Below are 11,720 nucleotides of genomic sequence, written 5' to 3' on the forward strand. Positions count from 1 at the left end.
CCTAAAGCAGGCGGCGCTGCCTCGCCACCGTTACGGCGGCCGTGCGATTATCCACCCCCAACTTGTCATAAATGTGGATGAGGTGCGTCTTAATCGTCGCCTCGGAGACGAAGAATTGCTGCGCGAGCTCGCGGTTGCTCGCGCCCGTGGTCAGGCCTTCCAGAATCTCCCGCTCCCTTCGGCTCAGGGCCTCGCGCGGCTTTCCGATGCGCGCCGCCAGCAGCCCCGCCACCTCCGGCGCGAGCGTGCGTTGGCCCTTGGCTGTCGCCACGATGGCGTCGTGCAGCTTGTCCTCCGGTGCGTCCTTGAGCAGGTAGCCTAGGGCCCCGGCCTCCACGGCGGCGATGACGTCGCCCTCCGTGTCATACGTGGTGAGGATGAGGACGGGGACGTCTCCCGCGACCTTCTTGGTGAGCTCGATGCCGTCCGCGTTGGGCATTTGGATATCGCAGACGACGACGTCGACGGCATTGGCGTCGACGTCCGCGGTGCCGTCCGTGCCCTCCGCGACGACCTCGAGGTCCTCGAAGGAATCCACGATGGCGCGCAGGCCCGCGCGGACCACCGGGTGGTCATCGATGAGCATGACGCGGATGGTCATTGGTTCTCCTTGAGCGGTAGTCGTACGGTGAGGGCGGTCCCGGTTCCTGGGCCGGGGCTCATTTCTAGGCGGCCGCCTAGTTCGGCGACGCGGGCGCGCAGTCCTGGTAACCCAAATCCCTTGTTGTTCGTCGTGGCGAAGCCACGACCGTCATCGACGACGTCGAGCGTCGCCGCATCTTCGAAGATTCCGAGGGTGACCACCGCGCGCCGGGCGTGGGCGTGCTTGGCGACGTTGCTCAGCCCCTCCCGGGCGGCGCGCTCGAGGCAGGCACTCACCTTGTCCGGCAGCTCTCTGGTGGTGTCACCGGTTTCGACGAGCTCGAAGTGGGTGTCTTCCTCGAGCGTGCGCGCCCGCTCGTTCTGTGCCTCGACGAGGGCCTCGAGTGCCGTGGTGAGTTGCGGCGGCGCAGCCAAGTCCTGCACCAGCTTCCGCGTCTCCTGGAGCGAGTCCTGGGCGACCGTCGCGATGGTTTTGAGGTGCCCCGAAGGATCCGCCGCGTTCTTCCCGGCGCGGGCCATGAGCACGATGGAGCCCAGACCTTGGGCCACCGTGTCGTGGATTTCACGCGAAAGCCGGGCGCGTTCTGCGAGCCGTCCGGCGAGGTTTTCGCTGCGTGCGAGCTCCTCCTGGGTCGCTCGCAGCTCCTCCGCGAGCGCGCGGTAGCGCAGCGCCTCGTCGCGCAGCGCCACGTACGCGTAGTAAAACGCGATGGCGAAGACGGTGCCGATGGCCGGACCCACCGCCGCCGCGATGGTCCACTGGTCTGGGTAGCGCCACGCCGGGATGAGCGCCGCGCCGGCCCAGAGACAGACTGTGGAGACGATCCCCGGCGCGCGTGGCAGTTCGTGGAGGAACAAGAAGAGCAGCGGAAACTCGAGCCACATGAAGTCCCGGGCGTGGACCATGAGCCCAATCCACAGGATCGTGATGAGCGCGAGCCACCAGTATGCGGCGCGCCGGGTGGGTGGGCGCTTGACGGTGCCCCATACGTAGACGATCCCCAGCGCGATGGCGAGGCCGCAGACCCGCGCATCCAGGTCACCGTCCCCGGCAGCGCGCACGACGCCGAAGGCGAGCAGCAGCGCGAACATGGTGTGCAGCCCCACGCGCAAGCTGCCCAGCACTGTGCTCAAGTTGATAGATCTCACGTCCCTCAACGCTAGCGTGCCCGCGGCGGACGCGGAATCAACCGACCGGTTGATTCCGAAATCAACGCCGCTCCCGATGTATCCGTTGCCGCTGCGCAGGAGGATAAAAGTATGTTCCTTGCACTTCGTGAATTACGCGCCGCCCGTGGCCGCGTGACGCTCATGGGTGGCACCGTGGCCCTCATTACGCTGCTGCTCATCATGCTCACCGGCTTAACCGGCGGCCTGTCCAAAGAAAATACCTCCGCCCTCGACTCCCTCGACCCGGCTCACCTCGTGTTCTCCACCGAGGAACCCTCCTTCATGGAGTCCACGTACTCCGGCCCACTGCCCGCCCTCGGCGTGGCGCAGACCAAGCTCGACTCCACCGGTGTCGCCGTCTTTGGTCTGCCTGCGGACTTCTCCTCGCCTGTCGGTTCGATCCCCTCCGACGGCCTCCTGGTCCCTGAATCCCTCGGCTTTGCTGCGGGCGATACCGTGACGCTCGGCGGCGTGGCCACCACTGTTGCCGGCGTCGTGGACGAGCTCGACTACTCCCACCAGCCCGTGGTTTGGGCGCCCACCGAATTGTGGCAGGCTGCCGCCCACACGGATGCTGACGGCACCGTCGGGCTGTCCACCGACGGCGCCGAGGGCGTGTCCATCCGCGACGCTTACTCCGGCCTGCCGTCCTACTCCTCGGAGAACGGCTCGCTGCTCACCATGCAAGGCTTCCTCTACGCCATCTCCGCCCTGGTCACCATCGCCTTTTTGAGCGTGTGGACCATCCAGCGCACGCGCGACCTCGCCGTCCTCCGCGCCCTCGGCGCCAGCTCCCGTTACGTACTCCGCGACTCCCTCGGCCAAGCCGCGATGTTGCTTGCTGGCGGCGTCCTCGTGGGCGGCCTGCTCGGCATCGGCCTCGGCACCCTGGCCGCCGGCGCGTTGCCTTTCGACCTGGGCTGGCGCACCCTCGCTGTCCCTCCCGCCGGCGTCTGGCTGCTCGGCATCGCCGGCGCCTTCATCGCGACCCGCCGTGTCGCCCACACCGATCCACTCATCGCACTAGGAGGAAAGGCCTAACATGCTTTCGCTTAACGATGTCTCCGTCATCTTCCCCGACGGCGACCACACCCTTACCGCCCTCGATTCCGCCTCGCTCACCGTAAACCCCGGTCAGCTCGCCGCGATTACCGGCGAGTCGGGCTCCGGCAAGTCCACGCTGCTCAACGTCGCCGCCGGGCTTATCGCCCCGACCTCCGGCTCTATCCAGGTCGCCGGGCACGAACTCGCTGGTCTCGACGACGAGACCCGCGCTCGCGTCCGCCGCGAGAACATTGGCATGGTCTTCCAACAGCCCAATCTCCTGGGCTCGCTCACCGCGCGCGAGCAGCTCCTCATCGTCGACCATCTCCGCGGCGTGCGCCCCCGCAAGGACCGCGCGGACGAGCTCCTCTCCTTCGTCGGCCTCGCTGACCTGGGCCACCGCCGCATGGAGCGTCTCTCCGGCGGCCAGCGTCAGCGCGTCAACATCGCGCGTGCGCTCATGGCGGATCCGGCCGTCCTGCTCTGCGATGAGCCGACCTCCGCGCTGGATTCGAAACTCACGGAGGACATCGTGGAGTTGCTCCGCCGCGCCACCGCCGAGTGGGACACCGCGACCGTGGTCGTCACCCACGACCTTTCCGTCGCGGCCGCGGCCGACGCACACTGGGAGGTTCGCGACGGCCACGTAGGACTGCTTTCTCGGGCAGCGTAGGTCCTGCATTTTTAGCCGACGAAGCACAAGATTTGGGGCCACAATGACGGCTTAATCGGCTAGAAAATCCTTCCGGTTGCCGGCCTACGCGGGTGCAGTTACGGTGAAAGCACATCTCGGGGGAAATGGGGAACCAATGCGTGAACCGTTGAAGGGGACGAGTCGCCAACTGTCAGCCATGGCGCAACGCGGCGAGGCAGTGAAGATCATGAACGGCCTTTATCGGCCATCGCTCAGGGAACAGCAGACTACGTGGTCCCGCCGTGGAGGTGGCACACGTACTTTCGTGACCGCGGCCAAAGCATTTGTGGCCGAGAAACATGCCGTGAAATCCCACAAGCTAAGGCTTCGTTGGCTAGAAATTTCTCGCTCGTTCGGTACCCTCATATCCCGTTATGTCTCGACCCCGCTTTCGCCGTCTCACAACTCGCCTCGTCGAGGGGCTTATCGATCGCCCCACCGCGACCACGTATGAGCGCATGCCACAGTTCGGCCGCGCGCACTGGGCCATGCTGGGCACGACGGCCGCCACGTGTACTGGGTTCATCAGCGGTGCGCGCCGACTTCGAGGGACACGCCATGAGGAGAGAGCCAGGCAGGCGTGGGGCTGGACGCACCTGGCCCTCGGCACGGCGTGGACGGTGGCGTCCCTTGACCCCAAGCAATTCGATATTCGCGAGTCCTTGCCGCTCCATTTGTGCGACGTCCTGCGTCCGGTGCTCGCACTAGGACTTATTACAGGAAACGATAAAGCGCTCGCGCTCACGTACTACTGGGGCCTCCTGCTCAACCCGCAGGCTATCCTCACACCCGACGTCATCTACTACTACGAACCGCGGGCCCTGCGCTTTGCGACGTATTGGTTCTTCCATATCACGGCGCTTGCCACGCCACTCGCGCTGAGTTTCGGACTGGGCTATCGCCCCACGTGGCGCGATTACCGCTTCGCTGTTGCCGTCACGCCTGCGTGGATGGCCACGGCTATGACCACGAACGCGCTGACCCGTGGCAACTATGGATTCCTCAATCACGCGCCGGGTAGTCCGTCCGTCATCAATCTGCTAGGGCCCTGGCCCGGCTACATCGGTGCGGAAATCGTGGGCGTCGCCGCGGCGTGGGCCGCACTCACCGCCGCGTGGCGGTAAGACGTGCGATGGCGGTGGGGATGGACCGCGCGATTTCCGATGCCGTCGTCGGCGCCAATCCTTCCGGTGTCGCCGCCGCAATGGCTGCGGCGTGAGCATGGATGGCGACTGCCTCGCCGAGGGCATCGATCACTGCGAGTGCGCGGTCCTCGGGACGCGTGTGTTCGAGATTGGCGTGCGCGAGCCAGGCGCCGATGATGCCCGCGAGCACGTCGCCGCTGCCCGGGGTCGCCGCGTAGGAATTACCTGCGTCGACGGCGAGCAGCATGCGCGGGTAGCCCGCGAGGATGGTCTTGCGTCCCTTGAGCAACACAAAGCAACTGAGTTCCTCGGCAAGTTGCTGCGCCAGGACTGCGCGGCCGCGCGAGGGCTCGTAGGAGCCGAAGACGGCGGAGTAGATGCGTTCGAACTCACCGGCATGCGGCGTAAGCACGACGAGCGGGTGATTGCGCACGGCCTTCCGCACGGCCTTATTGTCGGCCAGGACGGTGAGCGCGTCCGCGTCGAGGACCGTGGGCTGGCCCTTCATGAGCACCTGGAGGATCTCCGCCGCGCATTTTAGGCCACGGCCAGGGCCCACAACCCAAGCTTGAGCGCGGCCCGCGGAGGCGACATCCTCGTGGTAGACAACCTCGGGGTGGGCGTGGACGACGTCGCGGCGGCCGATGATGCGCACCATGGATGGCGTGGCCCGCAGTGCACCGCTTGCGCAGAGGATTCCCGCACCCGCATAGGACTTGGAGCCGGCGCACAGGGCGACGACCCCGCCGGAGTACTTGTCATCCGCTGGCCCCGGAGTCGGGTCGTGGATGTCGTGGAAGGACGCGGCAGGCCGCAAGCGCAGCGTGCCTTCTTCTGTATCAATGTGGCCCGCCGCGGTATCGGTGGGGGCGTTTTCTAGGGCCTCGTTCCACGTGAAACGCGGTGGCAGGGACTGCTCGGCGGCGAGTATGCCTGATGCGATGCGCGTGGTGAGTTCCCAACTGCGGTGGAGGAGCTCCTCGCTGAAGCTATACGGGGCGCCGCGCGGCGTGAGATCGGCAATGACGATCTCGCCGCACTCGGGCGCGAGCGCATGAGCGGGGCGAAGACCACCGAAGGTAATGGTGGCATCGGCATGCACGCACGGGCTTGCCGCGACACCGGTCTCGGCGTTGATGCCGCTGGGAACGTCGACAGACAGGATGTGCTTGGCCTGGCGGAAGAGGTCATCGTGCGCGGCGCTGATGGTGCGGCCGGCGCCCAATCCTGCGACGGCGTCGATGATGAGTGCGTACGAGGCGACCGACTCATAGTCCGGCTCCTCCCGCACGGAGCCGCCTGCCAGCTTGAAGGCCTCGAGCGCCGGGGCGTGCGCGGCATTGGCTGCGAGCACCGCGTCGACGGAATACCCAGCGCCCAGCAGGAACGCGCCCGCGTACAGGCCGTCCCCGCCGTTGCCGCCGGGGCCGGCGACGATGAGGATGGGCGCGCCGGGGCTCACCATCTGGACGGCTGCGCGGGCGACAGCATGCGCGGCCAGGCGCATGAGTTGCTCGGGCGCGGTGGCGGCGAGCAATGCCTTTTCGGCCGCACGGACAGTGGGGACTGAGTAGTACGACTCCATGTGCCCCAGAATAGCCCGGATTTTCCCAGCTGGCAGCTCAAAAATTCATCAAGTATGCCTTTTGACCGTCATAGCGGAAGGCATACAAAAAGACGCACCCATCTCGGCCGACGCGCGGGCTGCATGGCTCTCGACTTCCATGCGCTCCGGCGCGTCGACTGAGATGGTGCGCGCCTGTCTTCCAACAGCTTAAAGGTAGAGGGACGAGCTGTATACGCGAGATGATTTCGATTCCATAACAATGGCGAAGGGGCAGCGTATGCGCCCGATTGTTGACAACGTCCCGTACTTTTGGGGGCATTCAAAGGCGATGGAGTATCCAAACGTACAGCGTGCGGCCGCGCACATTTCACCGAGCTTCTACAGTTCACACGGGTTGCGACGTCGGCGGCTAGCTATGCAAGTGAAATGGACGCATCCGCCGATACTTTAAGAGAACTTCCACAACCCATTAGCTTTCGTAGGGGGAAAGGCTGCGAAGTATGTTCCTCCTAAACGCTTCGCTGAGTGCGGTAGGGACAGCGTTCCTTCTGCTGGGGCAATAGCGTCAACGTGGTGTGAAACCATTCTATTCCCCGCGCGAGTAGCGCTCCGCTACGGTCCAACCCTTAACACCCCCTCAAAGGATTTCTAAGCCCGCACCTCAGGGGCCGCCCCCCTTTCTTGCGTCGTAGAACTCGGCCGACGCTGGACTTTATAGCTTTTGGCGCACAATCCCCATTGTTTATTTACCCTGGAAGGAGTATGATTTAAAGGTATTCTAAGGAGATTTTGCACCCCAAGCGAGTCCACGCTACGGATGCGGATTTGGCCTTAGGCATCCCCGACCGTTCGTTTCCACGCAGCGGGATATCACAGTTTTACGGAAGGATCGAGGAATGAACTCCTCTCAGAACAGGGTTTCGCGACGGCACCCTCGCACTGGCGTTGCCGCACTGTCCGCCATCACTCTCGCGCTGGGTTCGCTCAGCATTTTCTCTTACAGCGACCTCACCCCTGAGGCCACCGCTGCCACACTGAGCGGCGGCATTCGGGACAAGTCCGGAGCGGTAGAGAAGGACGCACAACAGGCGTCCGACCTGCCGGCCGGTTCGTGTGTTGTTGAAGAGTCAGACACCCCTGACCACAGCCAGGCTGGTTTCACCTGGAAGACCTCGGAGCCAGGTGCGGACAGTCCTGACAAGACCCGGTGGGGTTTGAGTATTTCCTTTGATAACTCGAAGGATCGCACGTTCGCGGATTGGGGCTTTACTAATTCTGGCCGCATGCCCCTGAATCGCGGTGAGGTGCTATCCATGGAAGTCGGTCAAACCTTCCTCGGCGAGAACGTCACCCATAAGGCCGACGAGAACATCAAGATTACTGCTTCTGGTCCGCAACGAAACGTGAACCTCGAAGCAGAGCTGACCGATGAGAAGGTCAAGCAGTTCGCTTCGGCCACTGCCGATAACCCTGTACGTTACGCCTGGCAGGGCAACTACACGAAAGACCAAACTTCCGGCCCTCAGGTTACCAAGGGAGGCAGCGCGCAATTCAGTGCTGTTATCAACCCGTGGCCGAGCGAGAACATCGAATGTAACCCGATCACGGTGTCGTGGGAGACTTTCGAGAAGCATGTGATCGTCCCTGGTGAGGAAACCAAGGTCGGTAAGATCAACGTTCCCGCTGTGCAGAACGGTGGTACGGACGACTCGATGTCCCGCATGGTCGTGGAGGCCTACGACGGCAACGGCAAGTTCATCGGCACCTCTGACGTAGCTGCTTCGGGCGGCACACAGATGTTGCGTATTGATGACAACGGCGATATCTATTTCACCTGGCCTGAGTACCGTGGTACGGACCAGGCGACCGACAAGAACGTGAACTTCTCCGTTCTGGCGAAGCCACGTACCGTGGATCAGCTCCAGGCTGCTGGTGAAAACAACAATGAATTCGGCAATACCCAAGTCTTCGACAGCTCTAACTCGCTGACTCGCTATAACAAGGCGAACGTCATCGACTCCAAAGCGTTCTCTCTGGATGACACCGAGTATCACAACCCGCAGTACGACAAGACGGATGCCTCGATCATCTCGGGTGTCGATAGCGCAACCGGCCCACTGGCTACCGAGCCGCAGAAGGTCACTTTCACCCAGGTCCCAGACCTGATTAAGGACCTAGCGAAGAAGAAGGGCGACGGCGGTTTCGAGGCCAAAGTCACGCTCGACGAGAAGTACGTCTACGAGGGCTGGACCGTCGAGATGGACGAGGACTACAACGTCACCGTCACTGCCCCAGAAAACCCGAAGCCGGGCACTTTCGCGCGCCCGAAGGTTATTGTTGAGTACTCCAACGGTTCCACCGATGAGCTCGAGTTGCTCGTCGTGGTCGACCCGAACAACACCCAGGTCACTGACCTGGTGCGCCCCGGCCTCGCGAAGGGCAAGATTGGCCAAGATTTGACCGCCCAGGTGGGCACCAAGTCCATCATGAAGGGCCACAAGCCAGTTCACCCAGCCAAGTTCGAGGTCGACCCGTCCACTGTGCCTGAAGGCTGGACCGTCACCGTCGATGAGACCGGCAAGGTCACCGCGAAGGCAGACGATACCGTCGCACCGGGCACCATCATTACTCCGAAGGTGAAGGCTACCTACCCGGACCAGACCACGGATGAGATTGAGGTCCAGTTCCAGGCGATCGTGGACATCAAGATCCCCGATTACGACACGGTGACTGATAGACCCGGACACAAGGTCACCCTGACGCCGACGCTTCCCGAGCGTGGCCTGAGTGGCAACACGACCGATGAAGCCCCGAAGCGCTACACCTTCGAGGACGGCAAGACGGAGTTCACCTACACTGACGATAGCGGTACGTGGACCGTCAAGATCGACGAGACCACTGGCGAGATCACCACTGCGATCCCGCGGACAGCACCCGAGGGCTACATCTTGAACGTTCCGGTGCTCGCATACTACGACAACGCCGACAAGCCGCAGCAGGTCAAGGGCACCGTCGTTGTGCTCAAGAGCGATATTGCTCCGACCTACGACGTCAAGGTCACCGGCCCGAACAAAGCTGTGGATCACCAGGTCCAGGACGCTCCGAAGGGGTCGAAGTTCTCCTTCGGCGTTGACGACAATGACGAGCCAATCACCGAGCAGGAGGTTGACGGCTGGAATTACAAGGTCGACCCGAACACCGGTGTAGTCACTTCCACCCCGCCGGCACACGCTAAGCCGGGTGACCAGAGCACCGTCACCGTCACTGTTACAGCTCCGGACGGCTCGACCCCGAAGGTGCCCGTCACCACCGTCGTGAAACTGACCAACAATTGGGAGGCGGAGCCGTCTTACCCGGTTGAGACCGTGTACCCGGGTGAAACCGCAAAGCTGCCGTTGAACCTCGACAAGCCGGACAATGTCAGCGTCGCTAAGGAAAACCCTTACAAGCTGGGTACACTCCCGGCGGGTTGGACGGCCACCATTGACGACAATGGTGAGATCACTGCAACCGCACCGGCGGATGCGAAGCCGGGTGACCAAGTCAAAATTCCGGTCACCGTGACCTACGAGGACGGGTCTGAGGACACCGCATACGCTGTGGTCAACGTTGTCGACGTTCCGACGCGTGAGGTGTCATTCAAGGTCGAGTACAAATATGACAACACCATCCCTGCAGGGACCTACAAGGTCGAGACCGAGGGCGAGCCGGGCTCCGAGAAGATGCACAAGGACGGTACCTGGGAGCGGACTAAGGCGCCGGTCAACGAGGTCGTTGTCGTTGGCACTAAGCCTGCGGAGAGCGCCAAGGACGTGACCTGGAAGGTTCCGATCCCGTACCCGACCGAGGTTCGCGAGAACCCGGACCTGGCACCTGGTGAAACCAGGGTCGTCCAGGAGGGTGAAAACGGCGAGAAGACCTACACCGCTAAGTTCACCGCCAAGGGTGACAAGGCTGAGGTAGCCGAGGAGAAGACCACGAAGGAACCTGTTACTCGCATTGTTGAGTATGGTCCCGGCGTGGAGCCATCGGAACTAGTGACCAAGACCGAGAAGCCAATTCCGTTTGAGACTGAAATTGTCTTCGACAATACCCTGGAAAAGGGTACTCAGGTCGTCGATCAGGAAGGGCAGCTCGGAACCGAGGTCGAAACTTCGACGCAGAAGATTGTGGACGGCAAGCCGTCCGGCGATCCTAAGGTGACCAATGAGCGCACCAAGGAGCCGGTCAAGCAGGTTATCCGTGTTGGCACGAAGACCACCGGTGAGACCACCGAGACCGTGGAATCTGAAATCCCGTTCGGTGTGAAGGTCGAGTTTGATCCGAACATGCCGGCTGGCACGTCTGAGACTGTCACCGAGGGCAAGCCAGGCAAGAAGAAGGTGACGATCAAGCGTGACATCATCAACTCCAAGCCGGGCGACCCGCAGATCACTGAGGAAATCACCGAGGAGCCGGTGGATCAGGTGATCAAGGTCGGCACCAAGCCATCCGAGGTCTCCAAGAAGGTCACCTGGACTGCCCAGGTGCCGTTTGAAGTTGAAACCCGTCCGAACCCGGAGCTCAAGCCGGGTGAGATCAAGGTCGTCCAGAAGGGCGAGCCTGGCGAGAAGACCTACACCGCGGACTTCACCGCTAAGGGCGACCAGGCAACTGTGACCCCTGAGGAGAAGCAGACCAAGGACCCGGTCAACGAGATCATCGAGTACGGCCCGGGCGCCGAGGATTCTGAGGTCATCACCAAGATTGAGAAGCCGGTTCCGTTCGAGACGAAGATCGTCTTCGACCCGAACCTGAAGGCCGGCGAGCAGGTCGTCGACCAGCAGGGCGAGTTGGGTACCGAGGTTGTCACCTCCACCCAGAAGATCGTGGATGGCAAGCCGTCCGGCGAGCCGTCCGTGACTACTGAGCGCACCAAGGAGCCGACCAACGCGGTCATCCGCGTGGGCACCAAGGTCGACCCTGCCTCTACCGAGGTCAAGTGGACTGAGAAGACCCCATTTGAGACCGAGATCCGCGTCAACCCGAATTTGCAGCCGGGCGAGCAAAAGGTCATCCAGGAGGGCACCCCGGGCGAGATCGAGCACACCGTCACGGTGACCGTTAACAACGGCGAGGTCAAGAAGGACGAGTCCACGTCCGAGATCAGCACGCCGTCGCCACGAATCATCGAGGTCGGTCCTGCCGAAAGCAAGACTGAGTTGACGGATACGCACACGGAAGAAATTCCGTACGACACGCTGATTGAATACGACCCGAACCTCGAAGCGGGCGAGGTCGTCGAGGATCAAGCGGGGAAGAAGGGCTCGAAGGAGATCACCAAGACCTGGAAGCTGGAGAACGGCGTACCGGTCGGCGATCCGGAAACCTCCGAGACCATCACGCAGGGAAAGCAGGATCGTAAGATCCGTGTGGGCACCAAGTGCAACTGCGACAAGCCGACGGACCCAAGCGAGCCGTCCACGCCGGGTGAGAAGCCGAGTGAGCCGTCTACTCC

General features: G+C 62.8%; 7 protein-coding genes. 4 read left to right on the plus strand and 3 right to left on the minus strand.

The window, feature by feature from the left end:
- Position 1 precedes the first annotated feature (1 nt).
- A complete protein-coding gene (locus HMPREF2559_RS10785) occupies positions 2 to 601 on the minus strand; it encodes a response regulator (RefSeq protein WP_066492603.1) in 600 nt (199 codons plus the stop codon).
- On the minus strand, positions 598 to 1,752 hold the full coding sequence (locus tag HMPREF2559_RS10790) for a sensor histidine kinase (RefSeq protein WP_246818474.1): 1,155 nt from the start codon (positions 1,750 to 1,752) through the stop codon (positions 598 to 600). Before HMPREF2559_RS10790 ends, HMPREF2559_RS10785 begins: the two co-directional genes overlap by 4 nt.
- A gap of 111 nt (positions 1,753 to 1,863) precedes the next feature.
- Between HMPREF2559_RS10790 and HMPREF2559_RS10795 the strand changes: the two genes are divergently transcribed.
- The 3 genes from HMPREF2559_RS10795 (at position 1,864) to HMPREF2559_RS10805 (ending at position 4,635) form a co-directional block, all read left to right on the plus strand.
- Positions 1,864 to 2,814, plus strand: a complete 951-nt coding sequence (locus HMPREF2559_RS10795; RefSeq protein WP_070540725.1) for an ABC transporter permease — start codon at positions 1,864 to 1,866, stop codon at positions 2,812 to 2,814.
- A gap of 1 nt (position 2,815) precedes the next feature.
- The gene (locus HMPREF2559_RS10800; RefSeq protein WP_066511266.1) at positions 2,816 to 3,490 is read left to right on the plus strand and encodes an ABC transporter ATP-binding protein; all 675 of its coding nucleotides are present in this window, start codon (positions 2,816 to 2,818) and stop codon (positions 3,488 to 3,490) included.
- A gap of 395 nt (positions 3,491 to 3,885) precedes the next feature.
- Positions 3,886 to 4,635, plus strand: coding sequence for a YwaF family protein (locus HMPREF2559_RS10805; RefSeq protein ID WP_246818475.1), 750 nt, complete (start codon positions 3,886 to 3,888; stop codon positions 4,633 to 4,635).
- Here the strand turns inward: HMPREF2559_RS10805 and HMPREF2559_RS10810 are convergent.
- Complete coding sequence (locus tag HMPREF2559_RS10810; RefSeq protein ID WP_070540728.1) at positions 4,616 to 6,241, minus strand: bifunctional ADP-dependent NAD(P)H-hydrate dehydratase/NAD(P)H-hydrate epimerase; 1,626 nt, start codon at positions 6,239 to 6,241, stop codon at positions 4,616 to 4,618. The two genes, HMPREF2559_RS10805 and HMPREF2559_RS10810, sit on opposite strands and share 20 nt — an antisense overlap.
- A gap of 878 nt (positions 6,242 to 7,119) precedes the next feature.
- Between HMPREF2559_RS10810 and HMPREF2559_RS10815 the strand changes: the two genes are divergently transcribed.
- Positions 7,120 to 11,720, plus strand: a 4,601-nt coding sequence (locus tag HMPREF2559_RS10815; protein ID WP_168162251.1) for a G5 domain-containing protein, incomplete at its 3' end; no start/stop codon positions are given.

Origin of the sequence: Corynebacterium sp. HMSC072G08, from assembly GCF_001809185.1 — a bacterium.
Lineage (GTDB): Bacteria > Actinomycetota > Actinomycetes > Mycobacteriales > Mycobacteriaceae > Corynebacterium > Corynebacterium phoceense.